Below are 16,614 nucleotides of genomic sequence, written 5' to 3' on the forward strand. Positions count from 1 at the left end.
GTCACTGCGGCCCTCGGTCGAGGGGGCGCATCAGCAGCCCGGCGATCTCCTCGCGCCGCTCCGGCTGCTGCCGCGCGGCGTGCTGGGCGAGGAAGATGGCGTTCAGGAGCTGGTCGGTGGGGCGCAGCGCGCCGTCCGACTCGGCGTCCGTGAACTGGTCGACGAGGTCGAGGTTGGTGTCGTAGGAACCGGCCCCGAAGTGCGCGAGGACCATCGCGGCGAGGCGTTGGTCGCGCGGCGGTTCGAGGTCGAGGGGGACGCAGCGGCGCAGCAGCGGGCCGGGGAACTCACGCTCGCGGTTGCTGGTCAAAACGACGACGGGGAAGGCGCGGCAGCGCACCCGGCCCCGGGTGACCGGCACACGACGGCCGTCGTCGGTGAGGACGTGCACGGTCTCCTGCCCGGGCCGGTCGGCGATCCGCTCCAGCTCGGGGATGCCGAACTCCCCCTCTTCCAGGACGTTCAGGAGGTCGTTGGGCAGATCGATGTCGCTCTTGTCGAGTTCGTCGATGAGCAGGACGCGCGGCCGGTCGGAGGCGATGAGCGCGGTGCCGAGCGGCCCGAGCCGCAGATAGCGCCCGATGTCCTCGGCCTGGTCACGGCCGAGCTGGTTGTCCTGGAGCCGGCCGATCGCGTCGTAGGTGTAGAGGCCGTCCTTGAGCTCGCTGCGGCTGACGATCGCCCACTGGAGGACCCGGCCGAGGCCCAGTTCGTATGCGAGGGAGTGCGCGAGGGTGCTCTTGCCGGACCCCGGCTCGCCGGTGACGAGGAGGGGGCGCCGCAAGTACAGGGCGGCGTTGATGAGTTCGAGCGCCTCGGAGCCCTGCACGGACATCGGGACGTTGCTGTCACCGAGGCGGCGGCGGGTCGCCGAGTCGATGGCCGGGACCTCGTACGCCACCGGCGCGGCGTCGAACGCACGCCAGGGCGGCGGGTCCGGGAGCCGCCCGATCTTGTCCGGATCCGGACCACCGACGCCCTCGTAGATGAACCATCCGCTCACTGCGTACTCCTCGTCGACGGTCGGTGGCTTCGGTGGCTGACCACGTCCTGGCCGACGGGGGCGGTACGCGCCCACAACGGGCCCTTGGGAATGTACCCACGCACGGGGCACTCAAGAGCGGGTTTCGGCCAGGGAGTTGGCGGTGCGCCGCTGTCGGCGGCTGTCCGCGGGCTGTCGGCGGGTGCGTGCGGGCTGTCGGCGGGTGTGCGCGGGGGCGGGGCGGGTGGCGACGTGGCGCCGTCGGCGCCCCCGCGCGCGTGCCGCGCCCTCACGGCGAGTCCGCCGGCATCGTGTCCTCGGGCGGCAGCGGCCTGCGCGGGTCGTCGTACAGGAGGGCGAGCGGTTCCGCCCAGCGCCGGTCGCTCCGGCCGCTGCTGATGTCCTGCCGTATGTGCCGCAGTACGTCGGGGAGTTCGGCCACCGAGCCCACCGCGCCGAGCAGTCGCTCCACGCCCGCGTGCAGGTCCTCGCAGGATTCCTGGCAGCCGCGCGTGGCGTGTCCCTCGATGTGCCACAGCATGACGCCGTGGCCGCTGCCGAGGGCGAGGCGCATGGCGTCGCGGCCCGCGCCGCGTCCGGCGGGGCGGCACATCACCGGGATCACGGTGTGCGGCAGCTTCTGGAAGTGCCGGGCCTGCGGCCTGCTGTCCCGCTCGGGGACCCGGGCGGGCGCCAGCTCGCGCGCCGAGGCGATCGCCTTCCAGCGCTCGTGCCAGTCGGGGTTGTCCGGATCCGCGCGGCGCGCGAGGTCGCGCAGGACGACGCGCCGCTGGGTGCCGAGGTGCTCGGCGGCGTAAAGCTTCGCCATGTCGTCGAACTGCCAGCGGTGCACCTGGGTGTCGAAGTGCTCGGCGGGCAGGGCGAATTCCAGCGGCACCGGGGCGCCCTCACCGTCCAGCCGGTGCAGGGTACGGCCGAGCGGGGCACGCAGCGCCTGGACGAGCTCGGCGGGCAGGAAGCCCTCTCCGGAGTAGTCCTCCGCGGCCATCTCCGTGTCGCCGTGTTCGAACTCGCCCTCCTGGCCGCTGTGGTTGACCCAGATCTGCCAGTGGAAGCGGGCGGGCGTCACGCTGATCACCGGGTCGAGCAGCACGGTCACCGTCGGCCCCTCGCCGGGCCCCGGATAGGGCACGGCCACGCGGTCCGGGCCGCCGGGATCGGGGCGCAGTTCGTCGGGCAGCCGGGCGTCGGTGATCAGGGCGTGCAGATGCGTGCGGTCGTCCTCGCCGAGCCGCTCGGCGACCCAGGCCTCCAGCCGCTCGGCGTCGCCGCCGCGGCTGCGTACGTACGCGGCGACGAGCCGCAGGTAGTGCAGGAACGTCAGCGCGTCCTCGGGCAGGGCCCCGTCGTAGAGCAGCCCATGGCCGTCGCGCCAGGTCAGCAGCGCGGGCGCGGCACCGGCCGGCCTGCGGCCCCGGACCTTGCGGACGATCTTCGCCACGGAGGGCGCGGCGCCCGGGTCGGGCAGCCCGGCGAGGAGGGCGAGGGCGGTGCGGCGGTCCTTGGGGGTCCACAGCTCGGGGCCGGCGTGGCGGCCTGCGCCGAGCAGCCGCTGCTGTTCGTCGATCCAGTTGTCGCCGGTGATGACGCGCGGGGCCGTGCCGTGCCAGCGGTCGTGGGCGGCGGTCACCTCGCGGTAGGCGGCGCCGAACCGCCGCAGCGCGAGCGTCGCGACGGCCATGCCGCCGTCCCGCTCCCTGCGGCGCGACTTGATCAGGCCGACCACGGCGCCGGTGCGCGGATCGAGCAGCGGGCCGCCGGAGACGCCCTTGGGGAAGGCGATGTCGGGCTTGAAGCGCAGCCCGGCGCCGTCGTCGCGGACGTTGATCTCCGCGTCGGCGCTCCAGGGCTTGGCCCCCGCGCTCGCCTCGTTCTCGTCCGGCCGGTAGCCGTACGCCACGACGGCGCCGAAGGGGCGTACGGCGCGGTCGGCGAGCCACACGCACTCGTGCTCGTGGTCGGCGGGGTCGCCGATGAGCCGGACCAGCGCGAGGTCCTCGTCGGGCGGCACCAGGGACCGCTCGTGGTCGCTGAGCAGCCAGTGCGCGAGGCGGGCTTCGACGGGGATGCCGTCGTTGAGGTCGGCGCCGCGCACCGCGAACGGCCGATCGCGGTCCCTGACGAGGTGCGGCCGCAGCACGTGGGCGCAGGTCAGCACCCACCCGGGCGCGACGAAGAACCCGCTGCCCCACATCGGCGCCTCCCCGGCGCCGTCCTGGTCGGCCGCCAGGAGGTGGACGGTGGCTGCCTGCGCGAGGGCGTCGAGCCGGGGAGCGGGCTCAGGCATGCGGGGCCGGATCCGCGGCGGGCCGGTCGTCGGGGGCGCCGTCCGGGCGGGTGGCGTGCCTGTCCAGCTGCCAGGTGAGCGTGACCTGCACGGATGCCTTGGCCTCGCCGTCGGCCAGGACGGCGATGACCTTGCCGGGCTTGGCGCTGAGCTCCACCCCGAAGGTGACGCTGGCCTCGTCGGGCCGCGCGGCGGCCGCGGCGTCCAGCACGGAGCCGCCGACCCCGCGGATCAGCTCACCGAGCTCCTCGACCTTGGCGACGGCGGTGTCGAGGACGCCGACGTCCTCGTCGTCCGCACCGTGTCCGCCGACCGTGCCGATCCTGGCGTACACGGTCTGCCCGCCGGGCAGCTCGATCCGCTGCACATGCCCCGCCACAGCCCATCCCCCGCTCTTCCAAGCCCTGCCGAGCTCCGCCAACTGGCGCTTCGAACACGCTGTTTGATCTGCGACGAGGTTAATGGCCTGCACGGTTGCAGGGCGACCCCCGCATGCCGCCGTATGCCGTACGAATCCGGCCAGACCGGCGCCCCCCGTCCACCGCCTACGATTGAGACGGAAGAAACCGTCCGCATCAGGAGCATGAGTTGTACTTCACCGACCGTGGCATCGAGGAGCTGGAGAAGCGGCGCGGCGAGGAGGAGGTCACCTTCGAGTGGCTCGCCGAGCAGCTCCGCACCTTCGTCGACCTCAACCCCGACTTCGAGGTCCCGGTCGAGCGCCTGGCGACCTGGCTGGCGCGGCTGGACGACGAGGACGAGGACGAGTAGCCCCTCCACTCCCTGCCCCTCCTACCCGGTCACGAGGGCGGGTGCCAGCTCCCGCCACTGCGGCAGGGGCAGCGCCGCCGGGTCCTCGGTCAGCACCTGTACGCAGACGTGATCGGCACCCGCGTCGAGGTGGGCCCGCACGCGCGCGTGGAGCGCGTCGACGTCTCCGTAGGCGACGATCGCGTCGACGAGACGGCGGCTGGGCCGCCCGCCCGTGACGTCCCCGTCGCCGAATCCCATGCGCCGCACGTTCGCCGCCTGGTGGGGAGCGCTCGCGATGTAGCCCGCCACGTGCCGCGCGGCCACCTCGCGCGCCCGGTCGACGTCCGTGTCCAGGACGACGGCCTGTTCGACACCCAGGAAGGCGTCCGGCCCCATGGTCCTTCGCGCGAGCGCCGTGTGCTCGACGGGCACGAAGTACGGGAGGGCGCCCCAGGTGCGTTCGGCGGCCAGCGCCAGCATCTTGGGGCCGAGCGCCGCAAGGACGCGGCGCGGGGCGGGGTCGGGGACGGGGCCGTGCGCGGGGGCCGCGTCCATGGAGTCCAGGTAGCGGCGCATCGTCGCGAGCGCCTTCCCGCGCGTGGGAACGGGGTAGCCGTCGACCTCCACGACGGTGTCGTCGACCCGGTGGCCGCCCAGACCGAGCAGATAGCGCCCCGGAAAGGCCTCCCCGAGCGTGCGCTCCGCCGCTGCCATGGCCAGCGGTTCCCGGAAGGCGATGTTGGCGATGCCCGAGGCGACGACGATGCGCCGTGTAGCGGACAGCAGCAACCAGGCCTGCCCCACGGTGTCCCGCCCGAAGGCCTCTCCGTACCAGAGGGCGCCATACCCCAGTTCCTCGATCTCCGCGGCGGCCTCCCGGACCCGTCCCGCGGGGTGCCCCTCGAAGGCGAAGGTCCACACCCCGACCTGTCCGAGTCCGCCCCGCACCGTAGCGCTGCTCACGTGCCCACCCCTTGCCTTGCCGTGCCTGCTTCCGGAGAGGTTCCGCTTCCGGCGCCAGTTCCGGATCCGGCGCCAGTCCCGGTTCCGGATCCAGTTCCGGAGAGCCTCTCCACTTAACGCTCAACGATATGGAGAACCTCTCCGTTTGGCTAGCCCCCAGCCGCGCGGTGCGCGACGATGACCCGATGAGGAAACCCCAGGAACGGCGCCCACAGGGGCCCGTGCGCCCCGAGGCACGGCTGGGGGCTCGCGTCGCCGCCACGGCGTCGCCGGAGCCTTCCGGACCTCCTGACTTGGGGCGCGAGCGCTCCCGCGGGGACCGGCCTCCCGCCGGCCGGCAGCCGCGCGCGGACGCACGGCGCAACCGCGAGCGGATCGTCGCGGCGGCACGCGAGGCGTTCGCCGAGTCCGGCCCCGAGACGTCCCTCAACGAGATCGCCCGCCGCGCGGGAGTCGGCCCGGGCACGCTCTACCGCCACTTCCCCGCCCGCTCCGCACTGCTGACCGCGGTACTCCAGGACCGCATCGACACCCTGTGCGGACGCGCGGAGGAGCTGCTCGCGGCCGACTCCCCGGACGAGGCGCTGGCCGAGTGGCTGCGCGCGCTGCTCGCCCACGCGCGCGTGAACCAAGGGCTGGGCGGTGCCCTTCTGATCGAGGAGCTGGAGCGGCAGGACGCCGCCCTTGGCTTCGACTGCCACCAGCGGATCCAGGACACGGCACACGGACTCCTGGCGCGGGCCCAGCACTCGGGCACGGCCCGCTCCGACCTCACGGCCCCCGACCTGGTCCAGCTGGTGGTGGGCATCGCGCTCTCGACGGCCCACACGACGGCGGACCCGAGCCAGCCGGACCGCCTCCTGGCACTCGTCCTCGACGCCGTACGCGGCCACCGCTGAGCCACCGGCCCGACACCGCCACCGACGTCGCCCCGACCAGGCACCCACAACACCGGCCGACCACCGGAAGCCGTGCGCCCGCCGAATCGACCACCTGAAGCGCCGCGCCCGGCCGACCGACCGAGCCTCCCCAGCACCGAATCAACCACCCGAGCCATCGCAGCACCCGCACCCCCCTCCGCCCCCGGGAGCGCCGTCAGCCCCGCTCCCTCATCCGGTCATACGCGAGCCCCAGCACCCCCTGCACCAGCAGCACCCCCGCCGCCACGGCCCAGCCCCCACTGCGCCGCCGCACCGCCCACACCGCGAGCGGCAGACCGGCGGCCACTTGTGCCGCGGCCAGCGCCCGCGCCTTGGGGCCGCGCACCCAGGGGCCGAGCGGTCCGCTCTCGACCACGTCGAACTCCGCCCGCACCGCGTCACGCCAGCCGGACCACTCGATCCTGCGCAGGCCCCGCTGGACCCGCGCGACCTCCCGCAGCCGGTCGGCCGGTTCGCCGGGGCCGAGGCCGGGCGGGAGGGTGAGGCCCGTGCGGGTGAGGACGGCGAGCAGACCGAGCATCCTGGCGCGCGCGTCGGCCTCCGTGTCGGGCCGGGTCAGCGCCTCCAGGGCCTGCATGTCCAAGACGGGATCGAGGCCGAGCCGCGCGGCGAACGTCCGCATCGCCTCGTCCTCACCCACGGGCGTGCCGTTCGCCAGCCATTCGTAGCCGACGGTGCGCCGGAAGCCCGCCGCGAGGGTGTAGCCGGAGCGGTCGGTGTCCCACCACAGGGCCAGCACAGGCCGGCCGGAGCCGACCGCGAGCGCGGTGGCCCAGCCGGTGAGCACCCGGTCGACCGGCTCCTCGCCGTGCAGCCACGGCTTGCCCTCGGGCACGAGTACGCTCCAGCCGCCGCCGGCCGGCGCGAGCAGCATCCGCTCGCGGAGCAGATGGGCGGCGGGCTCCACGATGTCCGGCTCGGCCTGGCTGAGCAGCAGCGCGCCGACGCCCGTGGCGTGGTCGGGGGCTTCTGACGACATGACCCCACGCTAGGACAGATCGGGAGATCCGGCTCATAAGCCGCGACGCACCGAGCCGTCGCCCACGCTTCTTCACCCTGGGCATGTCTTGACTTCCGACAACCGCGATATATCGTGGATACCAGAGACGCGATATGGCGCGTCCTGCCCGGCCCACCGGGCCCGCCAAGGAGGTCAGCCCATGCCCGAGTGGTCCGTCGCCGAGCCCCGCAAGCTCACGTTCGACGCCCCGGTGGCGACCCTCCGCGTGCGCCTAGTGGGCGGCATGGTCCACGTCGTGGGTACCGGCGAGGACTCCGCGCGCCTGGAGGTATCCGAGATCGAGGGCCCTCCCCTGACCGTCACCCAGAAGGACGGCGTCCTGTCCGTCGCCTATGACGACCTGCCATGGAAGGGCTTCCTCAAGCTCAAGGGGCTCGCCCTCAAGGGATGGCAGCGCAGCGCGGTGATCTCCCTGGCGGTGCCCGCGGGGACCCGTGTCGAGGTGGGCGCGATCGGCGCGGGCGCCATGGTCTCCGGCATCGAGGGCCCCGCGGAGGTGAAGAGCGTCACCGGCGACACGACACTGGTCGGCCTCATGGGCCCGGTCCGCGCGGAGACGGTGTCGGGCAGTGTGGAGGCGCAGGACCTCCGCGGCGACCTGGGGTTCCAGTCCGTCTCGGGCGATCTGACCATGGTCGAGGCCGTCGGCTCGTCCGTCCGGGCGGATTCGGTGAGCGGCGCGTTGATCGTGGACCTCGCCCCGGCGGACACCCCGGCGGACATCACCCTCACGAACATCTCCGGTGAGATCGCGGTCCGCCTCCCGCACCCGGCCGACGTCGAGGTGGAGGTGGACACCACGAGCGGCGCGGTGTCGAACGCCTTCGAGGAGCTGAAGGTCGGCGGCGGTTCGCACGCCTGGGGGTGGGCCGGCCGACGCGTCACGGGCCGGCTCGGCGCGGGCAGCGGAAGGCTCCGGGCGACGACGGTGTCCGGAGCCATCGCGCTCCTGCGCAGGCCACCGATGGAGGAAGATCCCCACGACGGGGTCCCTCCGGACGTCACCCCGTCGGACTCCCCCGACACCGACGTCCCCCCTCCGCCGACCGCCGCCCCGACCGACAAGAAGGTGCTCTGAGATGCCCCCCGTGTTCGCCCACGGCCGCCTGCGCCTGTACCTGCTCAAGCTGCTCGACGAGGCGCCCCGCCACGGCTATGAAGTGATACGCCTCCTCGAAGAGCGCTTCCAGGGGCTGTACGCCCCCTCGGCCGGCACGGTCTACCCGCGCCTCGCGAAGCTGGAGGCCGAGGGCCTGGTCACGCACACCACCGAGGGGGGCCGGAAGGTGTACGCCATCACGGACGCGGGCCGCGCCGAACTGGCCGGCCGCGGCGGTGAGCTGGCCGACCTGGAGCTGGAGATCCGCGAGTCGCTCGCCGAGCTGGCCGCCGAGATCCACGAGGGCGTCCAGGGCGCGGCGGGCGATCTGCGCCGCGAGATGCGGGCCGCCGCCAAGGAGGCACGCGCCTCGGGCGCCGCGGGTACCGGCCGGGGCTTCCCGGACCCCACCGGCTTCCTCGACGGCGCCTGGGGCGACAAGGACGGCTGGCGCCAGGCGAAGGAGGACTTCAAGCGCGCCAAGCAGGAGTGGAAGGAGCAGGCGCGCCGCGCGAAGGACGAGAGCCGCCGGGCCCGCGAGGAGGCCCAGCGCGCGCGCCGCCAGGCCAAGGACGCCCAGGAGAAGGCGCGGACCGTCGCCCAGGAGGAGATCCAGCGCATCGCCCGGCGCGTCCAGGAGCAGGTCCAGGACCACTTCGCGCGAGGTGACTGGCCGGCGGGCGTACAGGAAGGCCTGTCCGAACTGGCCAAGGAGTTCGGCGAGTTCGGCATGGACTTCGGCAAGCACTTCCCCCGCCCGGCCTCCGGGACGGAGTCCGGAGCGACATCGGCGGCGGCGGCATCCGGAGCCGGGGCCAGGGCGGGCTCCGAGCCCGGCTCCCCTGCCGGGCCCAAGTTCACCGGTGCCCGCGAAGGCCTGACCGTGGACTACACCCCCGACTGGGCACAGGAGGAGCCGACCGGAAACCCTGCCCGCGACCTCGACCGCCTACTGGACCGCTTCCGCGACGACATCCGCGACGCCGCCCGCGACCACGGCGTCTCGGAGGACCAGCTGCGGGAGGTCCGGGGCCACCTGTCCGCGGCGGCCGCACACATCGTGGCGACCTTGCACCCACCGAAGACCTGACGGCAGGACGGCGGGACGGAGGGACGAAGAGAGGGCACCGACAGCCCGCCCGGCGGGGCCCCGGCGTCCCTCCCGTCACCTCACCCCAACACCCGGTCCACTCCCGCATGGGTGACCCCGTGGTCCGCGAGCACCTCGGCGACGACTCCCGGGCCGGCCGTGAGGGCCAGCAGGATGTGCTCGTCACCGATGCGGCGGTCGCGGCGGGCGGTGGCGATGCGCAGGGACTTCACCAGGGCATCCTTGGCCTCGCGGGAGAAGGGCACCCGCCCGAGCCAACGCTGCCCTCCCCGGCCCGCCTTCCCCCGAGCCCCGGCCAACGCCCCCTCCCCATGGGCCTCTTCGACCCGGGAGACGATCGCGGCCACGTCGATGCCGAGCCCGGCCAGCGCGTCCGTGTCGGCCTGCGACAGGCCGCCGCGCCGGCGCGCCCCGCTCAGCGCCTCCTCGATCGAATCCCGGTGCCGCGCCGCCCCGAGCGAGGCGAGGACGAAGGACGCCCGGCTCGCCTCGCGGTCGAGCAGCGCGAGCAGCATGTGCCCGTCGTCGACCGAGTCGGCGCCCCTCCGCTCGGCGTGCTCGACCGCGCCCAGCACCACCGCGCGGGCGTCCTTGGTGAACCGCTCGAACATCACTGCCTCCCGTACTTCTTGTGCACGGCCTGCCTGCTCACCCCGAGCTCCGTGGCGATCTCCTGCCACGACCAGCCCTGCCGGCGCGCACTGCGCACCTGCACGGCCTCCAGCCGCTCCACCAGCTTCCGCAGCGCGGAGACGGCGCGCAGCCCGACCCGTGGGTCCTGATCACCCGCTCGCTCGGCGAGATCCGTAGCTTCGGTCATACATGTCAACTTACGTTGACGCACCCCTTCCGTCAACCATGGTTGACGGAAGGGGTGTGGAGGCGGAGGCAGCGGGCCGCTCAGACCTCCAGCACGATCTTGCCGAACTGGTCCCCGGATTCCATCCGCTCGAAGCCCTCCCTGGCCCGGTCCAGCGGCAGCACCTCGTCGATGACGGGCCGTACGCCCGTGGCGGCGCAGAAGGAGAGCAGATCCTCCAGCTCGTCCTTGGTCCCCATCGTCGAGCCGACGACCTTAAGCTCCAGGAAGAAGATCCGGGTCAACTCGGCGTGCGAGGGCCGGTCGCCGCTGGTCGCGCCAGAGATCACCACGGTGCCGCCCGGCTTCAGCGACTTGACCGAGTGCGACCAGGTCGCCGCGCCCACCGTCTCGATGACGGCGTCGACCCGCTGCGGCAGCCGGGCGCCCGACTCGACCGCCTCCACCGCCCCGAGCTCCAGCGCCCGCTTCCGCTTCGCCTCGTCCCGGCTGGTGGCGAAGACCCGCAGGCCCGCCGCCTTGCCGAGCACGATCGCGGCCGTGGCGACGCCGCCACCGGCGCCCTGCACGAGGACCGAATCCCCGGGGCGCACCCCGGCGTTGGTGAAGAGCATGCGGTACGCGGTCAGCCACGCGGTCGGCAGGCAGGCCGCCTCGGCGAAGGAGAGCTCCTTCGGCTTGGGCAGCACGTTCCAGGTGGGGACGGCGACCTGCTCGGCGAAGGTGCCCTGGTACTTCTCGGTGAGGATGGAGCGGCCCTCGCGGGGCCCGACCCCATGCCCGGACTGGCCGATGACGGAGTGCAGGACGACTTCGTTGCCGTCCTCGTCGATCCCGGCCGCGTCACAGCCGAGGATCATCGGCAGCTTGTCCTCGGCGAGACCGACCCCGCGCAGCGACCACAGGTCGTGGTGGTTCAGGGAGGCGGCTCTGACGTTCACGGTCGACCAGCCGGGGCGTGCCTCGGGGGCGGGACGCTCCCCCAACTCAAGGCCGGAGAGCGGCTGGTCACGGTCGATACGGGCGGCGTATGCAGCGAACATGCCGCCGACCATAGGCCGCCGCCGGGCCGCGGCGGAACCACGTACGACTGTGACACGCGCCGCGCCCCCTGCCGTACGCGAGGTAGGCCAGGGGGCGCGGGGTCGGTGCCGGGCGGGCGATCAGCTGCGGGCGACGCCCTCCGCGCGGGCGGCGGCGGCGACCGCGGCGGTCACGGCCGGGGCGACGCGCTCGTCGAACGGCGACGGGATCACGTACGCGGCGGAGAGCTCGTCCCCGACGACGTCCGCGAGGGCGTCGGCGGCGGCGATCTTCATGCCCTCGGTGATCCGCGAGGCGCGCACCTGGAGGGCGCCGGCGAAGATGCCGGGGAAGGCCAGCACGTTGTTGATCTGGTTCGGGTAGTCCGACCGTCCGGTCGCCACCACGGCCGCGTACTTGTGCGCGATGTCCGGGTGGACCTCCGGGTTCGGGTTGGCCATGGCGAACACGAAGGAGTTCGGCGCCATGGAGGCGACGGCCGGCTCCGGCACGGTGCCGCCCGAGACGCCGATGAACACGTCGGCACCGGCGAGCGCGGACTCCAGCGAACCGCTCAGCCCCGCCTTGTTGGTGAGCTCGGCAAGCTCCCGCTTGACCGGCGTGAGGTCGTCCCGGTCCCGGCTCACGATGCCCTTGCGGTCGGCGACCGCCACGTCGCCGAGCCCCGCCTCCAGCAGGAACTTGGCGATGGCGACACCGGCCGCGCCGGCGCCGGAGATCACGGCGCGCAGCTCGCCGAGGGTGCGCCCGGTCAGCTTCGCCGCGTTGCGCAGCGCCGCCAGCGTCACGACGGCCGTGCCGTGCTGGTCGTCGTGGAAGACCGGGATGTCGAGCCGCTCCTGGAGCTTGCGCTCGATCTCGAAGCACCGGGGCGCCGAGATGTCCTCCAGGTTGACGCCACCGAAGGACGGGGCGAGGCGCACCACGGTCTCGACGATCTCGTCGGCGTCGGTCGTCGCGAGCGCGATCGGCACCGCGTCGACACCGCCGAACTGCTTGAAGAGGATGGCCTTGCCCTCCATGACGGGGAGCGAGGCCTCCGGGCCGATGTCCCCGAGGCCGAGCACGGCGGTTCCGTCGGTCACGACGGCGACGACGTTCGACTTCCACGTGTAGTCATGGACGAGCTCCGGCCGCTCCGCGATCGCGCTGCACACTTTCGCGACGCCGGGCGTGTACGCGAGGGACAGGTCGTCCTTGTCGCGGACCGGCACGGTGGCCTGCACGGCCATCTTGCCGCCGCGGTGCAGCGCAAACGCCGGATCAAAGGGCTCGGCCGCACCGGCAGGGCCCTCGTGATCCGTACTGCTGTCGCTGCGAGGATTGACGATCTCCGCTGCCACTTGTCTGACCCCTTAAGTCTTAATCATTCGTTGAGGGTGTCCACTCCTGGTTGAGAAGTGGGCGGGCACCGCGTCCGTTCCCCGCCTGTCGGCGGAGGGAGGTACGGACACGCGGGCGCGCCGCACACGCGCCCTGAGCCCCGGATGAGGGGTGTAGCCCACCTTTCTACCCGAAGGCGGTGGGCCCGGGCGAGTGACATTGGTTGCAGTACGCGCCGGAAAGGGGTCCGCCGGACGCGCGACAGGGTAGGGGCGGGCGGCCGCGGGCCGACCGGCGCGAGGCGGCCGAGCCGCGCCCGGGAGTCCACATGGCGAGATTCGCGGGATATCACTCGGTTAACGGTGATTCGCTCTGCGCTCCATACGGCCGTGCCGCACCGGGCCCTGCCGGGCCGCCGGCATCCGGCACTGGCCCGTTATCCGATTTTGACATCTCCGGCACCCAGAATCGGACGGTCCGAATGGCAAGATGCCGTCATCACACGAGGTCGCGACACCCGAAGGTGTGTGCACGACTCATCGGCAACTCCCTCATCCGCCGGAGGACCCACCATGACCGCAAGCTCCATTTGTCGTAAGACCGCAGCCAAGTCCGCGAAGTCCCGGATTGCCGCGGTCGGCACGATCGCGGTCGCCGGCGCGCTGCTGCTGTCCGGCTGTGGCGACCAGACCAACGACAAGGAGAGCAACGCGGTCGTCGACGCGCCGCTCGCCGACAAGCTGCCCAAGGACATCCGCGACAAGGGCGTCATCAAGGTCGGGTCGGACATCGCCTATCCGCCGGTGGAGTTCAAGGACAAGTCCGGCAACACCGTGGGCATCGACCCGGACCTGGGCGAGGCGATGGGCAAGCAGCTCGGTGTGCGGTTCGAGTTCGAGAACGGCACCTTCGACACCCTCCTCGGCGGTCTGCGCTCCAAGCGCTACCAGATCGCGATGTCGGCCATGACCGACACCAAGAACCGCCAGGAGGGCATCGACGAGGAGACCGGCAAGAAGGTCGGCGACGGCGTCGACTTCGTCGACTACTTCACGGCGGGCGTCTCGATCTACACCAGGAAGGGCGACGACCAGGGCATCAAGACCTGGACCGACCTCTGCGGCAAGAAGATCGTCGTCCAGCGCGGCACCGTCTCGCACGACCTGGCCAAGGCCGAGTCGAAGAAGTGCAAGGGCGGCAAGAAGATCGCCATCGAGCAGTTCGACAACGACCAGCAGGCCCAGACCCGACTGCGCTCCGGCGGCGCCGACGCGGGCTCGTCCGACTTCCCGGTGGCCGCGTACGCGGTGAAGACCTCGGGTGGCGGCAAGGACTTCCAGCTGGTCGGCGAGCAGGTCGAGGCGGCGCCGTACGGCATCGCCGTCTCCAAGAAGAACCCCGAGCTGCGCGACGCGATCAAGGCCGCGCTCGACGCGATCATCGCCAACGGCGACTACGAGAAGATCATCAAGAAGTGGGGCGTCGAGGACGGCGCGGTGAAGGAAGCCAAGATCAACGGCGGCAAGTGACCGCGTCCCTCTCCCCCTAGTCGCTGAAAGGCCACGCACGTGACCACCGACATCTCCAAGAAGGGCCCCGAGGACGACGTCCCGAAGGCGCGGCAGGCGGAGGCCATCAAGGCCATCCCCGTGCGGCACTTCGGCCGCTACGTCGCGGCGGTCCTCGCGATCGGCATCCTCGCCGCCATCGTCTACGCCTTCTCGCAAGGCGACATCCGCTGGGACGCGATCCCGGACAACTTCTTCGACGAGCGCATCCTCAAGGGCGTCCGCGAGACCCTGATCCTCACCTTCCTCTCGATGCTCATCGGCGTCGTGGGTGGCGTGATCCTGTCGGTGATGCGCCTGTCGAAGAACCCGGTGACCTCGTCGATCGCCTGGTTCTACATCTGGTTCTTCCGCGGTACGCCGGTCCTGGTCCAGCTCTTCGTCTGGTTCAACCTCGGCTTCGTGTTCGACTACATCAACCTCGGTCCGGTCTACAAGGACGAGTGGTCGGACTTCATGACGCCGTTCCTGACGGCGCTGCTCGGCCTCGGTCTCAACGAGGCCGCGTACATGGCGGAGATCTGCCGCGCCGGTCTGCTCTCGGTCGACGAGGGCCAGACCGAGGCGGCGCACGCGCTGGGCATGAGCCACAACAAGACGCTGCGCCGCGTGGTGCTGCCGCAGGCGATGCGTGTCGTGGTGCCGCCGACCGGCAACGAGTTCATCAACATGCTGAAGACGACGTCGCTGGTCGCGGCCGTCCAGTACTACGAGCTCCTCAAGTACGCCCAGGACATCGGCACCTCGTCGGGCGCGACGGTGGAGACGCTGCTGCTCGCCGCCTGCTGGTACCTGATCATGACGTCGATCCTCAGCGTCGGTCAGTTCTACCTGGAGCGGTACTACGCGCGCGGCTCGTCCCGCACCCTGCCGGACACCCCGTTCCAGAAGATCAAGGCCAACCTGTTGTCGCTGGGCAACCGCTCGGGAGTGCGCTGATGACCGCCATGGTGAAGGCCGAGGGCGTCCACAAGTCCTTCGGTCACGTAGAGGTTCTCAAGGGCATCGACCTGGAGGTCAAGGGGGGCGAGGTCTTCTGCCTCATCGGCCCGTCCGGCTCCGGCAAGTCGACGTTCCTGCGCTGCATCAACCACTTGGAGAAGATCAACGCCGGCCGGCTGTACGTCGACGGCGAACTGGTCGGCTACCGGCAGAAGGGGGACAAGCTGTACGAGCTCAAGGACAGCGAAGTCGCCCTCAAGCGCCGTGACATCGGCATGGTCTTCCAGCGCTTCAACCTCTTCCCGCACATGACGGCGCTGGAGAACGTCATGGAGGCGCCGGTCCAGGTCAAGGGCATCGCGAAGAGCGAGGCCAGGGAGCGCGCCGGACAGCTGCTCGAACGCGTCGGCCTGGCCGACAAGGCGGGCAACTACCCCTCGCAGCTCTCCGGCGGCCAGCAGCAGCGCGTGGCGATCGCCCGCGCGCTGGCGATGGACCCGAAGCTGATGCTGTTCGACGAGCCGACGTCGGCCCTCGACCCGGAGCTGGTCGGTGACGTCCTCGACGTCATGCGCGACCTCGCGGAGTCCGGCATGACGATGGTCGTCGTCACGCACGAGATGGGCTTCGCCCGCGAGGTCGGTGACAGCCTCGTCTTCATGGACGGCGGCGTGGTCGTCGAGTCCGGCAACCCGCGCGACGTCCTGACCAACCCGCAGCAGGAGCGGACGCAGTCGTTCCTGTCCAAGGTGCTGTAGCGCTCCGCTGGGCTGAACCGTCATCGAAGGGGCCGGTACGGATCACGTACCGGCCCCTTCGGCGTGCCCCGTCAGGGGCGCGGGGAACTGCGCGAGAAGCCCCACCGGCCCGCAGCCGAAGACGCGACGCTACTTCAGCCCCAGAACCACCGCGTCCGACGGCGAGGCCCACACGGCCCGAGCCTCCGAGAACCCCGCCTCCCGGAGGGTTCGCGCATGCCACTCCACGGACGGCATGTCCCCGTCCGCATGATCGCCGTAGATCTCGAACCGCTTGGCGGTGGGCCCCGCCAGGACCGGATCCTGCGCGGCGAGCTGCCACCACTCCTTCCAGTCCAGCACCCCCTCGGCCTTGGCCCGGTCCATCTGCCGATGGCGGAAGGCGCTCTCGGCGGCGTTCAGCCGCGGCGTCGCGGGGTCCGGCATGTGATCGGCGTTCATGAAGACGCCGCCGTCGCGGACGAGCCCGGCCACCTGCCCGTACAACGTGGCGAGCGGCTCGCTGAACAGCCAGTGCAAGGCGGTCGCGGTGAGCACGGCGTCGTACGAGTCGTGCGGCAGCGCGGCGGCCCAGTCGGGGTCCTTCAGGTCGGCGGTGACGAACGTGACCCGGTCATCCCCCGCGAAGGTGCCCTCGGCGATGGTGAGCAGCGCGGGGTCGAGGTCGACGCCGACGCTCGTCGCGTCCGGGAACCTCTTGAGCAGCCGGTCCGTAATACTTCCCGTACCGCACGCCAGATCCAGCACGCGCGGCGCGGGGCCGACCACGGCCTCGACCATGTCGAGCATGATCCGGAACCGCTCCTCGCGGTCGGGCAGGTACCACTGCTGCTGCCGGTCCCAGCTGTCCTGCCAGGCGCGCCAGTCGGTGCCGGCCGTGGCCGCGGTCTCGGCTCCGGTCCCCGTCTCCGTCATCAGAACCCCTCCACTCCGTAATACCCTGGTACCGCAATCGGCCATTACCCGCCGACGAGATGACCC

17 protein-coding genes are annotated in these 16,614 nt (G+C 72.0%); 7 read left to right on the plus strand and 10 right to left on the minus strand.

Annotated features, from left to right (window positions below; genetic code table 11):
* Position 1 precedes the first annotated feature (1 nt).
* The 3 genes from ACF062_RS13270 to ACF062_RS13280 form a co-directional block, all read right to left on the minus strand.
* Complete coding sequence (locus ACF062_RS13270) at positions 2–1,003, minus strand: AAA family ATPase (protein ID WP_392137867.1); 1,002 nt, start codon at positions 1,001–1,003, stop codon at positions 2–4.
* 268 nt (positions 1,004–1,271) lie between these two features.
* Positions 1,272–3,290 (minus strand): trypsin-like peptidase domain-containing protein, encoded by a 2,019-nt coding sequence (locus ACF062_RS13275; RefSeq protein ID WP_392137868.1) that lies wholly within the window; start codon positions 3,288–3,290, stop codon positions 1,272–1,274.
* Positions 3,283–3,669 (minus strand): CU044_2847 family protein, encoded by a 387-nt coding sequence (locus ACF062_RS13280; protein ID WP_392137869.1) that lies wholly within the window; start codon positions 3,667–3,669, stop codon positions 3,283–3,285. The genes ACF062_RS13275 and ACF062_RS13280 overlap by 8 nt, the downstream gene beginning before the upstream one ends.
* Positions 3,670–3,878: 209 nt before the next feature.
* Here ACF062_RS13280 and ACF062_RS13285 point away from each other — a divergent pair, with 209 nt between their 5' ends.
* The gene (locus tag ACF062_RS13285) at positions 3,879–4,061 is read left to right on the plus strand and encodes a DUF6104 family protein (protein WP_003961784.1); all 183 of its coding nucleotides are present in this window, start codon (positions 3,879–3,881) and stop codon (positions 4,059–4,061) included.
* A gap of 21 nt (positions 4,062–4,082) precedes the next feature.
* Here ACF062_RS13285 and ACF062_RS13290 read toward each other — a convergent pair whose 3' ends face one another.
* Positions 4,083–5,006, minus strand: a complete 924-nt coding sequence (locus ACF062_RS13290; RefSeq protein WP_392137870.1) for a TIGR03620 family F420-dependent LLM class oxidoreductase — start codon at positions 5,004–5,006, stop codon at positions 4,083–4,085.
* A gap of 185 nt (positions 5,007–5,191) precedes the next feature.
* On the opposite strand from ACF062_RS13290, the gene ACF062_RS13295 reads away from it, so the two are divergent.
* Complete coding sequence (locus ACF062_RS13295) at positions 5,192–5,905, plus strand: TetR/AcrR family transcriptional regulator (RefSeq protein WP_392137871.1); 714 nt, start codon at positions 5,192–5,194, stop codon at positions 5,903–5,905.
* A 196-nt stretch (positions 5,906–6,101) separates the two neighbouring features.
* Here the strand turns inward: ACF062_RS13295 and ACF062_RS13300 are convergent, their stop codons facing one another.
* A complete protein-coding gene (locus ACF062_RS13300; RefSeq protein ID WP_392137872.1) occupies positions 6,102–6,926 on the minus strand; it encodes a hypothetical protein in 825 nt (274 codons plus the stop codon).
* Between the two features lie 181 nt (positions 6,927–7,107).
* Between ACF062_RS13300 and ACF062_RS13305 the strand changes: the two genes are divergently transcribed.
* Both ACF062_RS13305 and ACF062_RS13310 read left to right on the plus strand, forming a co-directional pair.
* The gene (locus ACF062_RS13305; protein ID WP_392137873.1) at positions 7,108–8,046 is read left to right on the plus strand and encodes a DUF4097 domain-containing protein; all 939 of its coding nucleotides are present in this window, start codon (positions 7,108–7,110) and stop codon (positions 8,044–8,046) included.
* A 1-nt stretch (position 8,047) separates the two neighbouring features.
* The gene (locus tag ACF062_RS13310) at positions 8,048–9,157 is read left to right on the plus strand and encodes a helix-turn-helix transcriptional regulator (protein WP_392137874.1); all 1,110 of its coding nucleotides are present in this window, start codon (positions 8,048–8,050) and stop codon (positions 9,155–9,157) included.
* An 80-nt stretch (positions 9,158–9,237) separates the two neighbouring features.
* Here the strand turns inward: ACF062_RS13310 and ACF062_RS13315 are convergent, their stop codons facing one another.
* From ACF062_RS13315 to ACF062_RS13330, 4 genes are all read right to left on the minus strand, one after another.
* Entirely contained in the window at positions 9,238–9,789 is a 552-nt protein-coding gene (locus ACF062_RS13315) for a Clp protease N-terminal domain-containing protein (protein WP_392137875.1), read from the minus strand.
* The gene (locus tag ACF062_RS13320) at positions 9,789–9,998 is read right to left on the minus strand and encodes a helix-turn-helix domain-containing protein (protein WP_127912196.1); all 210 of its coding nucleotides are present in this window, start codon (positions 9,996–9,998) and stop codon (positions 9,789–9,791) included. Before ACF062_RS13320 ends, ACF062_RS13315 begins: the two co-directional genes overlap by 1 nt.
* An 80-nt stretch (positions 9,999–10,078) precedes the next feature.
* Positions 10,079–11,041: a zinc-binding dehydrogenase gene (locus ACF062_RS13325; protein ID WP_392137876.1), complete on the minus strand. Its 963-nt coding sequence runs from the start codon at positions 11,039–11,041 to the stop codon at positions 10,079–10,081.
* A gap of 120 nt (positions 11,042–11,161) precedes the next feature.
* Positions 11,162–12,385: an NADP-dependent malic enzyme gene (locus tag ACF062_RS13330; RefSeq protein WP_223776714.1), complete on the minus strand. Its 1,224-nt coding sequence runs from the start codon at positions 12,383–12,385 to the stop codon at positions 11,162–11,164.
* Positions 12,386–12,937: 552 nt separating this feature from the next.
* Here ACF062_RS13330 and ACF062_RS13335 point away from each other — a divergent pair.
* The 3 genes from ACF062_RS13335 to ACF062_RS13345 are packed head-to-tail and all read left to right on the plus strand — an operon-like array spanning position 12,938 to position 15,633.
* Positions 12,938–13,894 carry an ABC transporter substrate-binding protein gene (locus ACF062_RS13335; protein WP_223776713.1) on the plus strand — a complete coding sequence of 319 codons (957 nt, stop codon included), beginning with the start codon at positions 12,938–12,940 and terminating at the stop codon, positions 13,892–13,894.
* 39 nt (positions 13,895–13,933) lie between these two features.
* Positions 13,934–14,872: an amino acid ABC transporter permease gene (locus tag ACF062_RS13340; protein WP_223776712.1), complete on the plus strand. Its 939-nt coding sequence runs from the start codon at positions 13,934–13,936 to the stop codon at positions 14,870–14,872.
* The gene (locus ACF062_RS13345; protein ID WP_276573906.1) at positions 14,872–15,633 is read left to right on the plus strand and encodes an amino acid ABC transporter ATP-binding protein; all 762 of its coding nucleotides are present in this window, start codon (positions 14,872–14,874) and stop codon (positions 15,631–15,633) included. Before ACF062_RS13340 ends, ACF062_RS13345 begins: the two co-directional genes overlap by 1 nt.
* 129 nt (positions 15,634–15,762) lie before the next feature.
* On the opposite strand, the gene ACF062_RS13350 is transcribed toward ACF062_RS13345, so the two are convergent.
* The gene (locus ACF062_RS13350) at positions 15,763–16,548 is read right to left on the minus strand and encodes a class I SAM-dependent methyltransferase (protein ID WP_392137877.1); all 786 of its coding nucleotides are present in this window, start codon (positions 16,546–16,548) and stop codon (positions 15,763–15,765) included.
* Between the last annotated feature and the right edge of the window lie 66 nt (positions 16,549–16,614).

Source organism: Streptomyces sp. NPDC015345 (genome assembly GCF_043078805.1).
Lineage (GTDB): Bacteria > Actinomycetota > Actinomycetes > Streptomycetales > Streptomycetaceae > Streptomyces.

Excerpts from the sequence above, each read along its gene's own strand:
- ACF062_RS13275 (WP_392137868.1), bottom strand. The coding sequence starts at position 3,290 with ATGCCTGAGCCCGCTCCCCGGCTCGACGCCCTCGCGCAGGCAGCCACC.
- ACF062_RS13295 (WP_392137871.1), top strand. The coding sequence starts at position 5,192 with ATGAGGAAACCCCAGGAACGGCGCCCACAGGGGCCCGTGCGCCCCGAG.
- ACF062_RS13300 (WP_392137872.1), bottom strand. The coding sequence starts at position 6,926 with ATGTCGTCAGAAGCCCCCGACCACGCCACGGGCGTCGGCGCGCTGCTG.
- ACF062_RS13305 (WP_392137873.1), top strand. The coding sequence starts at position 7,108 with ATGCCCGAGTGGTCCGTCGCCGAGCCCCGCAAGCTCACGTTCGACGCC.
- ACF062_RS13310 (WP_392137874.1), top strand. The coding sequence starts at position 8,048 with ATGCCCCCCGTGTTCGCCCACGGCCGCCTGCGCCTGTACCTGCTCAAG.
- ACF062_RS13315 (WP_392137875.1), bottom strand. The coding sequence starts at position 9,789 with ATGTTCGAGCGGTTCACCAAGGACGCCCGCGCGGTGGTGCTGGGCGCG.
- ACF062_RS13320 (WP_127912196.1), bottom strand. The coding sequence starts at position 9,998 with ATGACCGAAGCTACGGATCTCGCCGAGCGAGCGGGTGATCAGGACCCA.
- ACF062_RS13325 (WP_392137876.1), bottom strand. The coding sequence starts at position 11,041 with ATGTTCGCTGCATACGCCGCCCGTATCGACCGTGACCAGCCGCTCTCC.
- ACF062_RS13335 (WP_223776713.1), top strand. The coding sequence starts at position 12,938 with ATGACCGCAAGCTCCATTTGTCGTAAGACCGCAGCCAAGTCCGCGAAG.
- ACF062_RS13345 (WP_276573906.1), top strand. The coding sequence starts at position 14,872 with ATGACCGCCATGGTGAAGGCCGAGGGCGTCCACAAGTCCTTCGGTCAC.
- ACF062_RS13350 (WP_392137877.1), bottom strand. The coding sequence starts at position 16,548 with ATGACGGAGACGGGGACCGGAGCCGAGACCGCGGCCACGGCCGGCACC.